This window comes from Sorangium sp. So ce1153 (assembly GCF_051521595.1).
GTDB lineage: Bacteria > Myxococcota_A > Polyangia > Polyangiales > Polyangiaceae > Sorangium.
This window is the reverse complement of record NZ_CP150361.1, coordinates 1,213,554-1,232,651: the sequence shown is the minus strand read 5'-3', so window position 1 is coordinate 1,232,651 and position 19,098 is coordinate 1,213,554. Positions and strand designations below refer to the sequence as shown.

Below are 19,098 nucleotides of genomic sequence, written 5' to 3'. Positions count from 1 at the left end.
CGGCGCGCCGCCGCGCTGACGCCGCCGGCTCGCGAGGCGGAGGCCGCTCGCCAGCGCGGGCGCCGCGGGCCGGGCGGGCTCGGAGCGGGTCTCGAAGCCCTCGCGTCGCCCCTCGCGTCGCCCCTCGCGTCGCCCCTCGCGTCGGCGCGACGCAGCGAGCGCGCCGCTCAGTTCGGGTAAGCCGGCACGACGTCGAGCAGGAAGGGCAGGACCTCCCCCGCGCCGCCGGTGAACATGAAGTCGCAGAGGCCGGTGATCGCGCTGGGCTCGACGTTGACCTCGGCGATGAGGGCGCCCTGGCGCTTGGCCAGGGGGACGAAGCCGGCGGCGGGGTACACGACGGCCGAGGTGCCGACCACGAGCAGCAGATCGCAGCCCTCGACGCCGGCGGCCGCGGCGGCGAGGTCGCGCTGCTGGAGGGCCTCGCCGAACCAGACCACGTGCGGGCGCAGCACACCGCCGCAGCGGCAGTGGGGCAGCTCTGCAGCCGTGAAGCGGCGGGCGGGGGTGTCCGGGTCGGGGGAGCCGCTGCCCGCGAACGCCGGCGCGATGGGCACGTCGCGGTTCTCTGTCACGCTCCCGCACGAAAGGCAGCGCACCTGCCACAGCGAGCCGTGGAGCCGCACGACCTCCCGGGAGCCCGCCTGCTCGTGCAGGCCGTCGATGTTCTGGGTGATCAGGGTGAAGGCCCCGCCGGCGTCCCGCCAGCGCGCCTCCAGCTGCGCCAGCGCGCGGTGGCCCGGGTTCGGGCTGCAGCCGAGCGCGCGCTCGCGGCGGTGGTTGTAGAACTCCCACACGAGGCCGGGATCGCGCTGCCACGCCTCGGGCGACGCGAGGCTCTTCGCGTCGTGGCGCCGCCACAGCCCGCCGGCGCCTCGGAACGTGGGGATCCCCGACTCCGCCGAGACGCCGGCGCCGGTCAGCACGGCGATCTTCCTGGAGCTGCGCAGGGTGGACTGGAAATGATCGCGGCTCGTTGCGCGCATCGCGGACCTCCCGAGGAGAGATGGAGCAGAAGGCGGGGAGCGGAGGACGGTCGTCGCGGCCCGTCCTCCCGGGTCGCCGCCCAGCGTAGCGCACCACCGGAGGCGCGGCGCCCGCGCCTCCTCGATCGCGGGTGTAAGCCCGCCGAGGCGGCCGCGTTGTCCAGGCACTCGGATGCGCCGGGCCCCGCCACCGCGAGCCCGGCCGCGAGGGTCCCTTCGTCTTCGCGCCGGAGAGCCCGCGCCGCGCGGCTCTCGAGAGCGGCGAGGGGACCTGTCTCGCCCTGGAACATGTAGCGGAGAGCCGCGCGTGCGGCCCTCCCGAGGACCTGTGTAGGGCCCGGCGATCACGGGCTCACGAGAACGTACTGCGGGGATCCGCGCTCGCGATCCCCTTTCAAGGAGGACACCTCATGCGCACCCTGCCGTTCGTCGTCGCCCCTGCTCTCCTGACCGCGCTGCTCCTCGGCTGCGGCGGGTCCACGCCTGCCGCGACTGTGCCGGCCGCGCCGGAGCCGCCGACGGGCGCCGCCGCGCAGCCCATGCAGCCGGAGTTCGACGCGCCAAGGAGCGAGGGCGGCGCTTCCACGGCAGCGCGCGAGAAGACCGAGGAGGCCGCCCCGGGGGCCTCGCTGGCCGCGCCCGCGGACGCTGCCCCTGCCCCGCCCTCGCCCGCCCCGCTCGCGCCTCCTCCCGCCGCCGCGCCGGCGCTCCAGTCGGCGCGCGCCGACGCGGCCAGCAAGCCGGAGGCGCGCGTCGCGAAGGCGGGCGCCGCGCCAGCGCCCAAGAAGGCGCCCGCCCCGGCGCAGGTCGCCGCGGTGCGCTCCGCGGCGCCGCCCGCGCCCCCCGCGGCGATCGCCGCCCCCGCGCCCGAGCCGCAGGGCAGCGAGTCGTACCGCGACTACGGCGTGAACCCCGTGGAGGACCCCGCGAAGGACCGGCTCTCGACGTTCGCGATCGACGTGGACACGGCCTCTTACGCGATCGCGCGCCGCAAGATCCTGGAGGGCTCGCTGCCGCCTTATCAGGCCGTCCGTGCCGAGGAGTTCCTCAACTACTTCGACTACGGCTATGCGTCCCCCGCGACGGGCCCGTTCGCCGTGCACCTCGCGGCCGCGCCCTCGCCGTTCACGGTGGGCCACCACCTCGTCCGCGTGGCGGTGCAGGGCAAGCGCGTGCCGGCCCGGGAGCGGACGCCGGTGCACCTCGTGTACCTCGTCGACACGAGCGGCTCGATGCAGGCGCCGGATCGCATCGAGCTCGCGAAGAAGAGCCTGCGGATGCTCACCGAGTCGCTGAAGCCGGGGGACACTGTCGCGCTCTGCACCTACGCGGGCAGCGTGCGGGAGGTGCTCGCGCCGACAGGCGTCGAGAGCAAGGGCAAGATCTTCGCGGCGATCGCGGACCTCACGGCGGGCGGCTCCACGGCGATGGCGAGCGGCATCGACCTGGCCTATGGCCTGGCGGAGCGGACGCTGGTGAAGGGGCACATCAACCGTGTCGTCGTGCTCTCCGACGGCGACGCGAACGTCGGCCCGACCTCTCACGACGAGATCCTGAAGACGATCAAGCGCGCGAAGGACAAGGGGATCACGCTCTCCACCGTCGGCTTCGGCCAGGGCAACTACAAGGATCTGATGATGGAGCAGCTCGCCAACCAGGGCGACGGCAACTACGCTTACATCGACAGCGAGGCGCAGGCGCGTCGGTTCTTCTCGGAGCAGGTCGGCGGGTTGCTCCAGGTGATCGCCCGCGACGTGAAGATCCAGGTCGAGTTCGATCCGAGCTTCGTCAAGAGCTACCGTCTCATCGGCTACGAGAACCGCGACGTGGCCGACCGGGACTTCCGGAACGACAGGGTGGATGCGGGCGAGATCGGCGCCGGACACAGCGTGACGGCCATCTACGACGTCGAGCTCAAGGCCTCCGCGCTGAAGGCCGATGGTGCGGCGCCGGTGGTCGTGCGCCTCCGCCACAAGGCGCCGCTCGGCGCTGACCGGGCCGAGGAGACGATGTTCCGGATGGCCGCGGGCGCCGTCGCCCCCACCTTCGACGCGGCGCCGGCCGACTTCCGCTTCGCGTCCGCGGTGGCTGGCTTCTCCGAGATCCTGCGCCGCAGCCCGCACGCGCGCTCCTGGAGGCTCTCCGACGTCGAGAGGATCGCGAGGGCCGCCGCGTCGAGCAAGGGCGATCAGCAGGAGTTCATCGGCGTCGTCCGCCGCGCCGGCGCGCTCGCCGGCGGCAAGACCGACGCCGTGGTCGCGCAGGCCGCCGACTGACCCTCAAGCGCGGCGCGCGTGGATCGCGACCGGCGAGGCAGGACATCGCTCGAGCGGCGCGCTCAAGCGGCGCTCGCGCAGAAGAGAAGCAGAGACAACCGCACACACAAGGTCCCCTGGGCGCTGGGCCAGCGGGCCGTGGCGCCCAGCCTCGCCACAGGGATCTATGCCCGGCCAAAAACCGCGGGTATGCTCTCTCACGGCAGCTCGTCACCGAACGCCTTTCTTCGAGGAGCCCCGTCATTTCCATGCACATGAAGCGCGGCCGCTGGGCCGCTTCGCTGCTCGCGCTCTCCAGCGCGCTCGTGTCCACCTCGGCGCTCGCGGCCGGCTCCGCCGTCCTCACGGGGACGGTCATCGACGCGGCGACGAACAGGCCGGCTCCGGACGTCGTTGTCACCGTCACGTCCCCCGCCCTCCAGGGGGAGCAGATCGTGGTGACCGATGGCGCCGGCCAATACCGTATCCCGAACCTCCCGCCAGGGACCTACACGCTGCGGCTCGACAAGGAGGCCTACAGGCCTTACAGCCGCGGCGGCGTGGATCTGCGGCTCGACAGCACGATCCGGGTGAACAGCCAGCTCCTCCCGGAGGCGATCCAGGCCCAGGAGATCGTCGTCGTCGGCGCCCCGCCGACGGTCGATGTCGGCTCGAGCGCGACAGGCGTCAACGTGAGCTCCGACTTCGTGAGCCGCATCCCGCTCAGCCCCCCGAGCACGAAGGGCTCGGCCACCCGTTCGTTCGAGTCCCTCGCCGAGGTCGCGCCGGGCGCCGTCGCCGACAGGTACGGCGTCTCGATCAGCGGGACGAGCTCGCCGGAGAACCAGTTCGTCATCGACGGCGTGTCGGTGAACAACCCGGGGTTCGGCATCCTCGGGACGCCGCTCTCGGTCGAGTTCGTCGACGAGGTGAACGTGATCACCGGCGGCTACATGCCGGAGTACGGCCGCTCGACCGGCGGCTATTACAACGTCGCCACCAAGTCCGGCTCCAACGAGTTTCACGGCTCGGTCTTCCTCAGCGTCACGCCCGGCATCTTCGAGGGGCCGCGGACCACCGTGGCCCAGCGCGAGAGCGCGGTCACCACCGATGTCCGGCTGTCCTCGCTCCGCGACTTCGGCGTCGAGATCGGCGGCCCGATCCTGAAGGACAGGCTGTGGTTCTACGCCGGCCTCTCGCCCTCGTTCGCGACCTACCGCCTGGAGCGCAACCTCAACATCTTCGCGCCCGGCGGCGACCAGGCCGCCGCGCCGAGCCGCCTGCCTGGCTCGACGGACGTCTACTACGCCGAACAGCAGAGCATTCAGTACCTCGGCAAGCTGACGCTGCTCCTCGATCCGGACAACACCGTCGCGCTCTCCGTCTACGGCACGCCGACCATGTCGGGCGGAGACGGCACCTTCGGGTTCAACCCGCGCGACGGCAGGATCGAGATCGACAATCCGTACAACGGCGGCATCATCAACGGTGGCTACGAGGCGATCGCGCACAGGTACGTCACCACCGCGACCGACGCCTCGCTCAAGTGGTCGTCCGCGTTCAAGAACAAGAGCCACCTGCTCGACGTGACGCTCGGCCTCCACCACGAGCTCAACGCTGTCCGCGCCCCGGATGGCACGGAGATCGGGAGCGGAAAGGGGCTCTCGGAGGTCGTCCAGGTGCTCTGGCAGAAGCCGCGCTCCGTCGGCGAGTTCGAGCCGGGCGACGCGACGGGGCGATGCGCGAAGGCGAACCCCGACGACCCCGAGCCGTGCCCGGTGCCCGGCTATTACTACACGGGGGGCCCCGGCGTCCTGAGCGAGTCCGTCTTCGACCGCTACCAGGCCAAGGCCATGCTGACGAGCCTCTTCTCGGCCCTCGGCCACCACGTCGTCAAGGGCGGCGTCGACCTCGAGGTGATGCGCTATCACAGCGAGCGCGGGGAGTCGGGTGGCAAGATCCTGACCGAGTTCCCCGACGGCTCGGTGATCTACGATTACCGCCGCCACGGGTTCCTCGCCGGCCCCGACGACCCGGTCCACCTCACGAACTACGAGGCGGACTCGACGTCGCTCACGCTCGGCGGCTTCGTGCAGGACAGCTGGAGCATCGTCGACCGCGTCACCCTGAACGTCGGCGTCCGCTACGACGCGCAGCTGCTCTACGGCTACGACGGCGCGCTCGGCATGAGCCTGCCGAACCAGTGGTCGCCGCGGGCCGGCGTCATCTACGACGTCACGCAGTCCGGCAGGTCCAAGCTGTACGCGAACTACGGCCGCTATTACGAGAGCGTGCCGCTCAACATCGCCGACCGCCTGCTCCCCGGCGAGCGCATGCTCTACTCGTTCCGCGACGCGGCCACGTGCGATCCCAGGCAGCCCGAGGACATCCGGGGCTCGTGCGAGGACGACGAGACGCGGCTCCCGGCCGACGGCCCCCACGCGCCGAACCAGAAGTGGGCGCTCATCGGGAGCGACAAGACGCCTGTCGATCCGGACCTCGAGCCGCAGTCGTCGGACGAGATCGTCCTCGGCGGCGAGTACGAGATCGCGCCGAAGGTGCGGGTCGGCGCCGAGTACACGAAGCGCTGGCAGAACCGGATCATCGAGGACCTGAGCCGCGACGAGGCGAAGTCCTACTTCATCGCCAACCCCGGCTACGGCGCGGCGAGGGACTTCCCGAAGGCGACGCGCGACTACGACGCGTTCACCCTGTACGCAGAGAAGGTGTTCTCCAGCGGCTGGCTCGCGCAGGTGAGCTACCGGCTCTCCTACCTCCGCGGCAACTGGTCCGGGCTGTTCAAGCCGGAGACCACGCAGATCGACCCGAACATGAACACGGATTTCGACCTGCAATCGCTGCTCCCGAACCGGGAGGGCTCCTTGCCGGGGGATCACCGGCACCAGATCAAGCTGTATGGCGCGAAGGACTTCGTCCTCAAGAACAGGCTCATCGTGAACCTGGGCGGCGCCTACCGCGCCCGCTCCGGCTCGCCGACGTCGTACCTCGGGGCCCACCTCCTCTACGGCCCTGACGAGGTCTTCATCCTGCCGCGCGGGAGCGGCGACCGCCTGCCCTGGGTCCACGACGTCGACCTCCACGTCGGCGTCGGCATGCAGCTCGCGAAGGACAGCGCGCTGCTCGTCGCGGTCGACTCGTTCAACGTGTTCAACTTCCAGGCCGCGACGGCGGTCGACGAGCGGTACACGGCGGCGCAGGTGATGCCCATCGCCGGGGGGACGACGGCGAGCCTCGCCGGGCTGCGGAACGCCGACGGCAGCGAGTTCAACTCGGCGGACAAGAACCCGAACTTCGGCAATCCGGTGGCGTACCAGGCGCCGCGCACGTTCCGGATCAGCGCCAAGGTGACCTTCTAGCGCTGCGCCGCGCGCGGCAGAGACTCCATGAAACGAACCCACGGAACACAAGCCGGTCTGATGGTCGTCCTCGCGTCGCTGGTCGTCTCCTGCGAGCAGCCGAGGATCAACTGCACGACCGGGCACGGCGGCTTCGCCGCGACCTACACGCTGAAGCCCGGCTCGAAGCAGGGCGAAGGCGACTGCGACACGCTGCGGGGGGACGTCATCGGGCTCGAGAAGTACAACCCCTCCGAGGCGAAAGACCGGGAAGAGCAGGATCTCTCGAGGGCGCTGCTCGCCATCCGCACGACCGAGCTCGGCGCGCTCGCGGGCGAGGCCGAGGGCGCGGGCGTCCCGATCGACGGCGGCGCGGTCCTCTCGATGGGCGAGTTCGCCTCGGTGGAGCCGGACGACGACGACGTGTGCTCGGTCGCGTCGCTCAGCCCCGCGGAGCTGGATCTCCCGGCGTTCGGCGAGCGCCCCGCGACGCGGATCCGCTACGAGTGGAGCAACGTCCGCGTCTACGTCACGGCGGCCTTCCCCGGGACGCAGATGACGGCGGATCTGACCTACACGCGGGGCGAGTGCACCGCGTCGTACAGCGTCGTGGGCCTGTGGCCGGCGGTCGCGTGCGCCGGCCAGGACGGGGCGACCGATCCGAGCCTCTGCGATCCGCAGGCGGACGTCGCGGCCGGCAGGCTCGTCGGGTCCGGGATCAACCCCGATCTGGAAGAGCGCGTCACCTGTGCTCCCGAGCTGGCCCTCTGCGTGCTCAAGGAGCCGCCGGAAGCGCTGCGGTGACCGCCGCTCCGCGCCGGCCCCGGGGCAAGGTACACGCCCGGGGCCCGTGGAGCGGTCGGATCGAGAAGACCGCCAAGAGCGCCAAGGACGCCAAGAGCGCCAAGAGAATCAGACAATTTCTTCCTGGCGTTCTTGGCGGTTCATCTCCTCTTCCTCCAACATCGCACCTTCAGCGCCACGCCAGCCGATCCCTGGGATCGGTGTAATTTTTTCTTCTTGGCGTTCTTGCCGTTCTTGGCGGTTCATCTCCTCTTCATCTTCCTCCGACATCGCGCCTCCAGCGCTACGCCAGAGGATCCCTGGGATTCAGCGGCAGCCCGAGCGCCGTCCGTGCCCGGTGACGCGCCACGTGTCCCGGACCTCCCAGTCCTCCCTCGGGCCCCCGTCCGGAGGCTCTGCGTCGCTTCCCCCTGTCGACCCACGACAGCGCTCATGCGAGCTCCCGAAGCCCTGGCGAATACGACATTCCCATGACAGCGCCCGCGCGAGGCGCCAGCCCCTCCCGCCGCAGGCACCTCTGTGCGGAAGTATGCAGAAGAGCGCGCCCGGGGCGCCCCGCAGGCCGCCAGCGGTGCAAACGCGTGCTCGATGGGGATGAAGTGAGCCGTAGGGATGAATTCCGTCGCACGCAGCGCGGGTGGAATCCATTGCTGGTTTAATCGATCCACGTCACCGATCGTTATGACTTGACATCTCATCTCCGATGCCGCTTGTATCGTTTATCGTCCGTGAGATGGCCCACGTGACGAAGGCGGGGGAGCGAGGAACGCTGCCGTGGAAGCGCTGAGCGTAACGATGCGGGGGCGGTGCCAGCATTGCCAGGCGATGCTGCCGATCAACCGTGTGGACACGAAGGTCCTTTGCTCCGTGTGCGGCACATCCACCGAGATAACGGGCCGCGTGTGGCAACGCCTGCTACGCGAGCCGCTCTACCGCGGTCCGCGCCTGCTGCCGGGCGAGGTGCAGCGCGTGCAGGACATGTCGCTGTCGCTGGAGTTCTCTCGATCGGAGCTCGTGTGTCGCGCCTGCCGGGCCCCCCTCGCCCCGAGCCCGCGCTCGAGCGGGCACGCGCCGCTCTCGTGCGGGAGCTGCGGCGCGCAGCACGCCTGTCGCCGCTGGCCGTCGTCCATCCCGATCGCCGGGCTCGATCTCGGCGCGATCCTCCTCGGCGAGGACGCCGAGGCGGCGGACGAGGCCGCTGAGCTGGACGCCGCGCCGCCCGCGTGCGCCCAGTGCAACGCCGCGCTCGACGAGGGCGCCCTCGTGGCCGGCTGCGAGCGCTGCGGGGCGGTCCCGCACGGCAAGCGGCCCTCGCGCCCGTCGCGCCCCCCTGCCCCGGTGACGTGGCTTGTCGCGTCGGAGCGGCTCGCGCCGATCAGCGCGCATACCGCCGTGGTGCAAGAGGGGCTCTTCGACTGGAGAGAGGCCCCGAGGGTCGCGCCGCTCGACGACGGAGGCTTCGTGTTGCTCGCGCTCGCGCGCGGGGAGCTGACCGCGGCGCGCCGGATCGTGGACGACGTGCACGAGCGGGTCGCGGTGGCGCTCGAGCCGGATCTCCGCGTGCGGTGGCTCCGTCGGGATCGCGTCTCCGGGCCGGCGGGCAGGCAGGCGCTCGGGCTCTCGTGCGAGGGCGAGCGCGTCGTCCTCTACGCGGGCGAGGGCCACGAGGTGCTCGACGCCGCGACGGGCGCCTCGCTCGAAAAGCACGCGACGAGCAGCGCGATGGTCGCGGCGCTCCACGGGCGGGAGGCCCGCGCGCTCGGGCTCCACGTGCGGGTCGACAGGGGGCGAATCGCGGTGGTGCAAGGCGACTCCGCCGCTCTCCCCGGAGCGGTCCTGAGCCGCCGGGGCGTGAAGGCGGTGAGGCGCTTGCCTGGCGGCGGGCTCGGCGTCCTCTCGCGCCATCGCGGGGTGCGGCTCGACGTCGTCGACCCGCGCGGCGCGCTCAGGACGTTTCTCATCAACCCCCGGGACGGCTCGCTCGACGGGCTCGCGTTCTCGGTCAGCGCGCGCGGGCTCGTCGCGGTGCTCTACCACCGCCGCGTCTGGGTGGCCCGGCCCGGCGAGGAGGAGCTCCGCCCCTGCCTCGACGGCTCGGCCGATCGGGTGTGGCGCGACTCCGTGCTCCTGGCCGCCGACGATGGCGTCTGGCTCTTCGAGAGCGGCTCGGGAGCGCGGCGCTACGCGCCCGACGGCGCGCTGCTCTTCGACGCCGAGATCTACCCGCGGCCGAAGCGGCGCGGGCCGGGGCAGCTCGCCCGGGAGCCGGCGCAGAAGCGCGTGGACAGGGCGCGGCGACACCGGCTCGCGCGGACGAGCAAGGGAGAGCACGAGCTGCCCGAGGCAGCGAGGGGCGAGGCGGCGCGCCGGGCGAAATGGCCGCTGCGCGCGCTCGCATGGCTGCTCGGCCGCACGGCGCTGCTCGCCCTCGGCCTGGGCCTCGGGACGGGGACCTGACCCCCTGATCCGCGCCCCCGGGCCGGGCGGTCGCACGGGCGCTCGGCGCTGCGGCGGCGCCCGTGGTATGCGGCGGGCATGGATCTGCTCGCGATCTGCGGCTCGATCACCGCCGATCTCCTCGGCTACGGCCCGCGCTTGCCGCGCCCTGGCGAGTCGGTGCTGGGCCGCCGGTTCCTCGTCGCGCCGGGCGGCAAGGGCGCGAACCAGGCGGTCGCGGCGGCGCGCGCCGGCGCGCGCGTGCGGCTCGCCGGCGCGCGCGGCGACGACGCGCACGGCGAGCTCTGCGCCGCCGCGCTCGCCGCCGACGGCGTCGAGCTCTCCGCCGTGGCGGTCCACGCGGGCGTGACGACGGGCGTGGCCCTGATCTGCGTCGACGGGGCCGGCGAGAACCAGATCCTCGCGATCCCCGGCGCCAACGCGCTCGTCGCGCCGCCCGCGCCGTGCGGGGCCGCGGTCTGGCTCTGCCAGGGCGAGATCCCGACCGAGGCGGTCGCCGGCGTGCTGTCGGCCGCGCGGGCCGACGGCGCGCTGTCGATCTGCAATCCGTCGCCCGTCAACGCCATCGATCCTGCGCTCGTCGGCCGGTTCGATCTCGTGGTCGTCAACGAGCTCGAGCACGAGGCGCTGCGCGGTCACCTGCCGGAGCGCGTGGTGCTCACGCGCGGCGCGCGCGGCGCGGTGCTGCTGCCTTCGGGCGAGGAGCTCCCCGCCCTGCCGGCCCGCGCTGTGGACACGACGGGCGCCGGGGACGCCCTGACGGGCGTGCTCGCCGGCGGGCTCGCCTCGGGGATGGCGATCGAGGCCGCGCTCCGGCTCGCGATCGCGGCGGCGGGCATCTCGGTCGAGCGCGAGGGGTGCCAGCCCTCGTATCCGACGCGCGCCGAGGTGGAGCGCCGCCTCCAGCTCTCCACGGCTCCGTGACGGCCTCTCCATCCCGGCGGCGCCGGGGGCGACTCGCCCCTTCACGCCCTGCCGCGGCGAGCCTGGACCGCGCGGCGCGCTGCCGTCCGGCGCGGCGGCGCGCGGCTTGCGCGGTCGAGCGCCGCGGAGCGAGCCGCGCCATGGGCTAGCTGGTCGTCGCGTAGTCTCCGCCTGTCTCGCCGCCGAGGCTGGCTCCGGTGTGGCCCGGCGCGGGGCGTCCGAGCAGGCGCTGCCGGAGCTCGGGGTTGCGGATCCAGCCGGTGATCGCGAGCAAAACGAGGATGATGATCAGCGGCAGGTATTCCGGAAGCGTGAAGCCGTGGGTGATGTTCGTGGCCAGCGCGCCGGAGAAGTAGCCGACCATGAGCACGAGGCCGATCGCGGAAGAGCGCGGGATGAGGAAGAGGATCGCGAGGCAGATCTTCGTGATGCCGAGCGGCACGGCGATGTGCGTGATGCCCAGCCGCTCGATGAACGCCGCGCCTTCCGCGTTCGCGGGAGGCATGAGCTGGAGGATGCCGCTCGCCAAGGTGGCGAGGGACAGGAGGCCGGCCAGGATCCACGAGACGATCTTTCCGGCCTTGCCCGGGTTCGGGACGGACTTCGGATCCCGCGCGCGGGCGATGAGCTCCGGCGTGCGGAAGTACGCGCCGATCGTCATCACGAGGATGAGGACGAACGGGAACCATGGCCAGTTGCCTTCGACGTGGTGCGTGAGGCCGGTGGCCGTCGCGCCGCCGAGCACGGCGACCATCGTCACGAAGCCGAGCGTGGCGGTGCGGGGAACCAGAAGGAGAACGGCGGCGAGGATCTCGAGCGCGCCGATCAGGTAGCGATGGTCCCAGACGCCGAGCGCTTTCACGAAGTCGGCGGTGGGGGTGCCATCCTGCATGAAGAACTTCGCCAGACCGGAGGCGAAGATCATGAAAAGGGCCAGCAGGACGGTGGGCGTCCAGCCGAGGATTTTCTGGGAGCGGGTCGTCATCTGGCCCCGATGATAACAGCAGAAGCGAGGTTGCGGCGATACCGGCCGCACGCAAGCGCTCTGCCACCGACCGCGGGAGCCATTGCTCCAGGAGCGATCGATTTGCCGGCTTCATGCGGTCCGACGTCCGCCTTTCTCACCGGACCAGCCGCGCCGCCGCGCTGCGCTCTACTGGAACGCTCTCCCGTGGCGCTCCAGCCACTCATCGAACGTCCGCGCCTTGCGCCCGAGGAGCTGCTCGACGGTCGCGGTGGGCCGCTCGCCGTGCCCGGCCTTGACCAGCGCCTGGATCTCGACGATGGCACGGGGCGTGGGAAGAGCACCCTACAGGAGCGCGCGATCCTGCTCTGGATCGAACTCCAACAGGTTGGAATGATTCTCGTGGTTCTTTGCGGACGTGCTGGCCATCGCCTTCCAGCTAACGTCTCGATTCTTGACGCTGCCCTGGCGGGAGCGCGTGGGTCACAGCTTCGAGGCGGCGTGGTCCCAGTTCACCAGGTTCCACCATGCCTCGACGTACTTCGGCCGGGCATTGCGGTAGTCGATATAATACGCGTGCTCCCACACGTCGCACGTGAGCAGCGGCGTCTTGCCCTCCGTGAGCGGGTTCCCGGCGTTGCCCGTCTGCACGATCTCCAGCTTGCCGGAGCTATTCTTCACCAGCCAGGCCCAGCCCGAGCCGAACTGACCGACGGCCGCGGCGCTGAACTTCTCCTTGAACGACGACACGCTTCCGAACGCCGCCTCGATCGCCGTGCGGAGCGCGGCGGCAGGCTCACCGCCGCCCTGCGGCTTCAGGCTGTGCCAGTAGAACGTGTGATTCCACACCTGAGCTGCCTGGTTGAAGACCGCGCCGGACGTGGTGCGGACGAGATCCTCGAGGCTCTTGCCCGCGAGCGCCGGGTCCGCTGCCACGAGCTCGTTCAGCTTCGTGACGTAGGCGTTGTGGTGCTTGCCGTGGTGGAAATCGAGCGTCTCGGCCGAGATGTGGGGAACCAGCGCGTCTCTGGCGTAGGGGAGCTGGGGAAGAGTGAAGGTCATGGTTCTGTTCCTCGTGGTGCGTGTCGACGGCCACGCGCTCGTCGCAGCCCGTCGTCGTGAGTAGCTCGGCGAAGAGCTCCGGGTGGCGCTCCAGCCCCGGCTCAAACGTCCGCGCTTCACGGCCAGACAGCCGCTCCGCGTCGCCGGGTCCGGCGGCAACGTAGCAACCCCGGCGGGCGCGCGTGGCGCCTTGCCAACGAGTTGGCAGCTTTCCATCCCTTTGGAGAGCCGGCCTCCCGGCCAGCGGTCCGGCGCTTCCGCTGACCGACGTTGGCGAGGCGGTGGAGGCCGACCACCAGCAGCGGTGCTCGGCGGGCCCCGGCGTCCGGAGGATCAAAGGAGGCCGGAGAGCGGGCCGGAATCGCGCTTGCGGTTCCCGATGCTGTTGGTCTCGAGGCCCATGAGCTGGGCGATCGAGACCAGGAGCTTGGCGTGGTCCTCCCCGTCGTGAGCGAGGTAACGCCCGCCCTTCAGGGCCCCGCGCGCGCCTCCCGCCATCACGAAAGGAACACGCTCCATGCGGTGCGCCGTGCTGCCGAGCTCCCTGCCCACCACGACGAGCGTGTTGTCGAGCAGCGTGCCGTCGCCCTCGCTCACGGAGTCGAGCCTCCCGAGCAGGTACGCGATCTGCTCCGAGTACCAGGCGTCGATCTCCTGGAGCTCCCGGCGTCGATCCTGCCCGTCGTGGGACATCGTGTGGTGATCGCTGGTGTGTCCGAGCCACGAGTGCAGGATATGGCTGAAGGCGTAGCTGAGCTGGAGGCTCATGACGCGCGTGACGTCGCAGGAGAACGCGGCCACCGCGATGTCCATCATGCTCCTGATCTCCGCCGGATACTCCGAGCCGCGGCCTCTGGTCTCCGCCGGCTCCTCCGGGACCTCGCAGCTCAGCGCCGGGTCGGCAGGCTCCGCCGCCTGGTTCAGCCTGCGCTCCATGGCCAGGAGTCCCTCGAGGTGCGCGTCGAGCTTGTTGTAGTCCTCCTTGCCCACCCGCCTGCGGATCCTGGTGAGGTCGTTCTTGAGCAGGTCGACGATCGCCTTGCGCTCCGTCCGCTCCTGCTCCGCCCCCTGATCGCTCGTGGGCGCCTCGCCCGTCGACGTCACCCCGGCGAACAGCCGATTGAACGCGGCCCTGGGGTTCGTCTCGGGGTGAATCGGAGAGTTCTCGCCGGCGTAGATCATCCGGTTCAGGCTGTTCGGATTCAGGCACTGGACACCGAGCTCGACGGTGCGATACGGCGTCTCCTGCACGGGGTCGTCCGGAGCGCGCTCGTACGGCATGCCGCTGCCGTGGGCGCCGGCGATGATCTGGTCGATGGACGCGCCGCTCCCCCAGCCCGTGCGGTTCCCGTTGCCGCCGTCGAAGTTCGCGCCGGACGACGGACCGTTCAGCGTCGATGCCGTCCAGAGCCCTGCCATGCCGAAGGCGTGGGCCTCGCCGGCCCCGCCGGCCGTCATCTTGAGCCCCCACGGGATCACCAGCTTCGACTTCCAGGGATCGAGCGGCGCGTGAATGGCGTGCAGCGAGAAGCTGCGCTCCGACCCCTGCGGCCTCCAGTCGATCACGGTGTTCCAGTCCCGCGCCGGCGCGCCGTCGGGCTGGAAGATGATGAGGAGGCGCTTGGGGCGCACGTTCTCCTGCCCGGAGGCGTTCATCAGCGGAAGCAGCGATCCCATCGCCGCCGCCCCGGCGCCGAGGCCGAGGGCCTGGAGCATGCGGCGGCGTGAAGCTCCGAATTGCGTTCGACGGTTCATCACGGTCACTCCTCGCTGGCGGTGAGCCGCACGTGGCGGAAGGCGTCGCTCAGCGCCACCTGAGACAACAGGGTTCGAATGTTCCCGCCCGACGCCTTGAACTCCTCGTGGATGTCCTGGATCGAGCAAGCGTCGTCCGTGCTCTCGATCCGCCCGAGGGCAAAGCGAAACCACTGGTTCGCGACGCAGTCGGCCACCTCCGAGCTCGCCGCGAGCTTCTTCGCGAGCTCCACGCCGCCGTAGTACGGACCCGCGAGGTCCTCGCGTGCGCTCGTGATCTCGCCCTGCGCGTTCACGTCGCCGAGGCCGTCCGTGGCGCGGTACTTGCCGATGGCGTCGTAATGCTCGAAGCCGAGGCCGATCGGATCGATGAACTGGTGGCAGCCCGCGCAGCCGGGGTCCGCCACGTGCTGGGCGAAGCGCTCGCGCGTGGAGGTCACGTCGTCCACCGGCGGGGGGACGTTGTTGACGTTCGCCGGCGGGGGACTGAGCGGCTGGCACATGAGATTCTCACGGACGACGATCCCGCGGTGGATGGGGGAGGTCTGGTTGTGGTGAGACCAGCGCGCGAGGAACGCCGCCTGCGTCAGGATCCCGGCGCGACGGCTCGGATCGAGCGACACCTGGTCTCCCGGCGTGAACCCGTCCGGCGGCTCGATCTCGTAAACGTCGAACAGGGGCCCCTCCGGGAACGTGTAGTCCGCGCTGAGCAGCGTGCTGAGCAGGCCGTCGCCCTGCCGCACGACGTGATCGGTGAAGCGGGCGTTCTCGTTCAGCATGGCGTTCGCCATCTCCTCGTTGAACGACGGGAACAACGCGCGGTCCTTCTGCGCGTTGGGCAGCTCCGAGAGCCCGAGCCACTGGCGGTGGAACAGCGCGATCGTGGCGCCCGCCCTCGGATCCTGCAGCATGCGGCCGACCTGCCTCTCGAGCACGTCGCGCTCGAGCAGGCTGCTGTCGGCGGCGCGATCGAGCAGCTCGGCGTCGGGGATCGAGTTCCACAAGAAGAACGAGAGCCGCGAGGCGAGGCCGTGGCCATCGATCGGCTCGGGGGTCGCGGAGGGGGCGCCGGACTCGCCCACATCGGCGTGGTACAGGAACGACGGCGACTGCAGCAGCCCCTCGATCACCAGGCGAAAGCCGCGCGACGCCCCGCCCGATTGCCGGCCGAGCTCGTACAGCAAGACGAGCCCCTGGATCTCGTCCGTTTCCAGCGGGCGGCGGTACGCGCGCTGCCCGAGCCGCTCGACGAGCTCGGTCGCGCACGACGTCCCATCGTCGTCCGCGAGGCTGCACGGCGCGATCAGGTCCATGCGCCCCTCGGCCTCCGAGGCCACCCGCGCCGCGAGCTCCGCCGCCTGCTGGACGAGGAGATCTGTGATCGGAGCGATGGCGTTGCTGTGAAACGGCCCCATGCGCTCGTCCGGCGCGAGCGCGTCGGCGGGGCGCCCCTCGACGCCGAGCAGATCGCGAATGACGTTGTTCAGCTGGTCGCGCGTGAGGCGGCGGAGCCGGGTCAGGCCCACGTGAAGGACACCGCTCTCCGCCTCACAGGCGGCGGCGATCACGGAGGGGTCGTTCGAGAGCGGCGGGACCTCGGACGCCTGGCCGCCCCCGCCGTCCCGGCCACCAATCTGTCCCATACACCCAGAAAGCAGCATCGCGCCGCATAGGCTCGCGATCCCGGCCCATGGTCTCTGTCTCGGTCGGCTGACCTCCAAGTTCATGACGGCTCCTTGTGCGGCATAAGACGTTGATGCAAAGCGCAAGACCGCGCTGTCCATCGCGACGTGCGGTCGGAGGCGACGTCGGGATGGCTGCGGCTCGCCGTGCGGCCGTTGCAAACAGGAGATTAAATGAACCGGTTCAGTTGATCAACGGAATTCAAGCGCCACGACAGTGATGGAAATATAGAATCAGCATATTTAACGCACAATTTCGCTCGAGCGCGCTAAATGAACCGGTTCATCTAGTAAAGACAACTTAGTAAAAAGAATTGAATATCAGGCCATGATACAAATACAGGAGCAACACACTCGAGGTCCCGAGGCGCTCGGGCGCACTCGCGACGACGAGGATGACCGCCGTCCCGCGAGCACCGGCGGCCGTGCCGGGAACTCGTCATGCTGACGGAGATCCGGCGCGCGGCGCCCAGGCAGATCTCGACACGCCACGCGCGGCGGCGGGCGAGCGCGAGCGCGACGACGAGGCGACGGAGAGCGACCTGTCGCTGGCGAGGGCGATGGTGCCGCGCGCGGAGCGGACGCTCGGGCGCGCGGCGGGCGACGCTGGTCTGGTGTTTCAGACGCCGTGGCGGCGTTCGGCCCGGGCTTGCTCACCCCTCCGACGCCGCCCGCAGCCCGAGCGGCTTCAGCTCGCCGTCGCCCGGGCCGGGTGCTCCGCCGCCCATCGATTGAGGAACGCCGCGCTGTCGTCCCACCCCGCGCGCATCTCCTTCTCCATGATGCCCTCGAGCACCTTGCCGAAGCCGAAGATCTTCGCCTCGATGGTCGCCCTCGCCACGCGCGTCACCTCGCCCGGGCCCGACCGCTCGACCCGCAGCGTGCCCGAGTTGCGCAGCCGATCCGAGAGCAGGTTCGGCGCCATCGTCCAGCTCCAGGACCGCGCCGCCTTGTCGAAGACGCTGTCCTCGATGTAACGGAAGTTCGGGCCGAGCATCGACTGGATGGGCGCGGGGAGCCCGTGGATGCGGGGCTGCCCGGTCGCCTTGCGCACCATGGTGCGCTCGTCCTCTCGCTGCTCCAGCACCTCGAACGAGGGGAACTTGAGGACGTCGCGGTACATCCGCTCGTTGACCTCGGCGCTGAAGAAGAGCTCCCAGAAGGTTTCCTCGTCGCAGTGAATCAGGTGCCTGGCCTCGATCTGAATCATGCGTTTGCCTTCTCCTGCGCGAACCTTGCAGCGAGACGCGCCGGCTGACAACCGCGGCCGCGGGCGCGGCGGTCGAATCCGCTCCGTCGCCGCTGAAGCGCGGCTGCCAGGCTCAGCCGTGCTGGGGCACGCGCAAGGCACCCTCGCGCGGCGGCCCGGCGCGAGCGCCGCGACGCGGGCTCTGCCGAGCGACGACGTCCAGGTCGTCGATTCCCCAGCTCTCCGCCAGGAAGGGGTGATGAGGTTCGCGGCCGCGCTCTCGTCGAGCGAGATGAGGAGAATCGAGCCGTTCTCGAGTCGAGATCTCAAGGGGATTCCGTTTGCCTGGGACCCCACGCTGACTCGCACTTGGCGCGCCCCCGGGTCCGCGGCGCGACATCCGCTGTCCCTGCTTGACCGACGTCGATCGCCGGCCAATGATGGCCTGGTGAAGCTTCTCGATGGGGTCACCTCTCCTCGGGGGAGCCGGCGGGGGGACGGCGCGCCGCGACGCGCGCGCTATCTCGCTCCGGGGGCCGCCGCGCGCCGGTGATGCTCGTGCCGCGCGCTCGCAGGCAGCTCCTCGCCGCGCTCGCTGCCGCTGCGGCGGCCGGCGCGCTCGCGGTGGCCGGCTGCGCCGAGCCCGCCGCGGTCCGCGCCGCGCCCGCCTCGCCGCGCAGCGCGGCGTCGACCGGCGCCCGCGCTGGCGACGCTTCCTCCGACGCGTCCTCGCCCGCGGGCTCCCCGGCGGCGGGCGCGGGCCCGGCGGCGCCGGCAGCGGGCCCCGAGCGCCGGGCCAGCCTCCAGTACCACCTCAACGACCGCGCGTTCCCCTCGCCGCTCATCGACGCCGTCGTGGCGGGCCAGCCGACCGTGCTGATCGTCGACACAGGCGCCTCGCACCACGTCCTCGCCCGCTGGCTCGCCGACGAGCTCGCGCTGCCCCTCTCGACCGCCGGCGACGTCGCCGTCGACCACGCGGGCAGGCCCCTCGCGGTCTCCCGCCTCGAGAGCGCGACCCTCGCGCTCTCCGGGTGGGGCCGGGTCGAGGTCCCCACGCTGCTCGTCGTCCCCATGCCCGACGTCCTGCAGCGCATCGGCATCGGCGGCGTCGTCGCGCCGCAGGAGCTGGCGAGGCCGGGCCGCGCCGTCGTGCTCGACCTGCGCGAGGGCCGGATGACGGAGGCCCCGCGCGACGAGGCCGCCCGCGCGCTCGCCGCGAGGTTCGGCGAGGCCGCTGTCGTCGAGCTCGGCCGCTGCGGCGGGCCGAACCAGGGCAGCGAGCTCACCGCCAGGGCGAGCGTCGAGGGGATCCCCGTCACGCTGAAGATCGACTCGGGGGCGTCACAGAGCTCGCTCTTCGCCGTCTCCCCCGCGGGCAAGCGGCTGTCGCGCCGGGCGACCGGCGACAGGAGCGCCTACGCCGCCTCAGGCAGGCACACCGTTCCCGTCCTTTCGGGCGCTCGCCTCCGGATGGCGGGGTTCGACGCCGCCGCGGATATCGACCTTCTGCCCGGCGAGCGGCGGGCGACCTGTCGGTCGGACGGATTTGCCGGCATGGATGTGCTCCGCACCTGTGTGCTGGTGCTCGCCGAGGACGGCGGCGTCGCGGCCTGCGCCCCGCGGTGACCCGGTGAACGAGCGCGCCGCGGCGAGGCCGGCGC

General features: G+C 71.3%; 13 protein-coding genes. 6 read left to right on the top strand and 7 right to left on the bottom strand.

Annotation, left to right across the window (positions count from 1 at the left end):
• Nucleotides 1-167: 167 nt before the first annotated feature.
• Nucleotides 168-986: an SIR2 family NAD-dependent protein deacylase gene (locus tag WME85_RS04265; RefSeq protein WP_437835403.1), complete on the bottom strand. Its 819-nt coding sequence runs from the start codon at nucleotides 984-986 to the stop codon at nucleotides 168-170.
• 410 nt (nucleotides 987-1,396) lie between these two features.
• Between WME85_RS04265 and WME85_RS04260 the strand changes: the two genes are divergently transcribed.
• From WME85_RS04260 to WME85_RS04250, 3 genes are all read left to right on the top strand, one after another.
• Complete coding sequence (locus tag WME85_RS04260; RefSeq protein WP_437835402.1) at nucleotides 1,397-3,262, top strand: vWA domain-containing protein; 1,866 nt, start codon at nucleotides 1,397-1,399, stop codon at nucleotides 3,260-3,262.
• A 248-nt stretch (nucleotides 3,263-3,510) separates the two neighbouring features.
• Nucleotides 3,511-6,618 (top strand): TonB-dependent receptor, encoded by a 3,108-nt coding sequence (locus WME85_RS04255; protein WP_437835401.1) that lies wholly within the window; start codon nucleotides 3,511-3,513, stop codon nucleotides 6,616-6,618.
• Nucleotides 6,619-6,645: 27 nt separating this feature from the next.
• On the top strand, nucleotides 6,646-7,401 hold the full coding sequence (locus tag WME85_RS04250; protein WP_437835400.1) for a hypothetical protein: 756 nt from the start codon (nucleotides 6,646-6,648) through the stop codon (nucleotides 7,399-7,401).
• A 108-nt stretch (nucleotides 7,402-7,509) separates the two neighbouring features.
• Here WME85_RS04250 and WME85_RS04245 read toward each other — a convergent pair whose 3' ends face one another.
• Nucleotides 7,510-7,671, bottom strand: a complete 162-nt coding sequence (locus WME85_RS04245) for a hypothetical protein (RefSeq protein WP_437835399.1) — start codon at nucleotides 7,669-7,671, stop codon at nucleotides 7,510-7,512.
• Nucleotides 7,672-8,175: 504 nt separating this feature from the next.
• Between WME85_RS04245 and WME85_RS04240 the strand changes: the two genes are divergently transcribed.
• Nucleotides 8,176-9,858 carry a hypothetical protein gene (locus WME85_RS04240; protein WP_437835398.1) on the top strand — a complete coding sequence of 561 codons (1,683 nt, stop codon included), beginning with the start codon at nucleotides 8,176-8,178 and terminating at the stop codon, nucleotides 9,856-9,858.
• Nucleotides 9,859-9,936: 78 nt separating this feature from the next.
• Nucleotides 9,937-10,782: a PfkB family carbohydrate kinase gene (locus WME85_RS04235; protein WP_437835397.1), complete on the top strand. Its 846-nt coding sequence runs from the start codon at nucleotides 9,937-9,939 to the stop codon at nucleotides 10,780-10,782.
• A gap of 145 nt (nucleotides 10,783-10,927) precedes the next feature.
• Here WME85_RS04235 and WME85_RS04230 read toward each other — a convergent pair whose 3' ends face one another.
• The 5 genes from WME85_RS04230 to WME85_RS04210 all read right to left on the bottom strand — a co-directional run bounded on the left by WME85_RS04230 (nucleotide 10,928) and on the right by WME85_RS04210 (nucleotide 17,455).
• Nucleotides 10,928-11,767: a DoxX family protein gene (locus WME85_RS04230; protein ID WP_437835396.1), complete on the bottom strand. Its 840-nt coding sequence runs from the start codon at nucleotides 11,765-11,767 to the stop codon at nucleotides 10,928-10,930.
• Between the two features lie 462 nt (nucleotides 11,768-12,229).
• Complete coding sequence (locus WME85_RS04225) at nucleotides 12,230-12,808, bottom strand: superoxide dismutase (RefSeq protein ID WP_437835395.1); 579 nt, start codon at nucleotides 12,806-12,808, stop codon at nucleotides 12,230-12,232.
• Nucleotides 12,809-13,141: 333 nt separating this feature from the next.
• The gene (locus tag WME85_RS04220) at nucleotides 13,142-14,563 is read right to left on the bottom strand and encodes a DUF1552 domain-containing protein (protein ID WP_437835394.1); all 1,422 of its coding nucleotides are present in this window, start codon (nucleotides 14,561-14,563) and stop codon (nucleotides 13,142-13,144) included.
• Between the two features lie 5 nt (nucleotides 14,564-14,568).
• Complete coding sequence (locus tag WME85_RS04215) at nucleotides 14,569-16,206, bottom strand: DUF1592 domain-containing protein (protein WP_437835393.1); 1,638 nt, start codon at nucleotides 16,204-16,206, stop codon at nucleotides 14,569-14,571.
• Nucleotides 16,207-16,933: 727 nt separating this feature from the next.
• The gene (locus WME85_RS04210) at nucleotides 16,934-17,455 is read right to left on the bottom strand and encodes a DUF2505 family protein (protein ID WP_437835392.1); all 522 of its coding nucleotides are present in this window, start codon (nucleotides 17,453-17,455) and stop codon (nucleotides 16,934-16,936) included.
• 531 nt (nucleotides 17,456-17,986) lie between these two features.
• On the opposite strand from WME85_RS04210, the gene WME85_RS04205 reads away from it, so the two are divergent.
• On the top strand, nucleotides 17,987-19,063 hold the full coding sequence (locus tag WME85_RS04205) for a retropepsin-like aspartic protease (protein WP_437835391.1): 1,077 nt from the start codon (nucleotides 17,987-17,989) through the stop codon (nucleotides 19,061-19,063).
• Nucleotides 19,064-19,098: the final 35 nt, after the last annotated feature.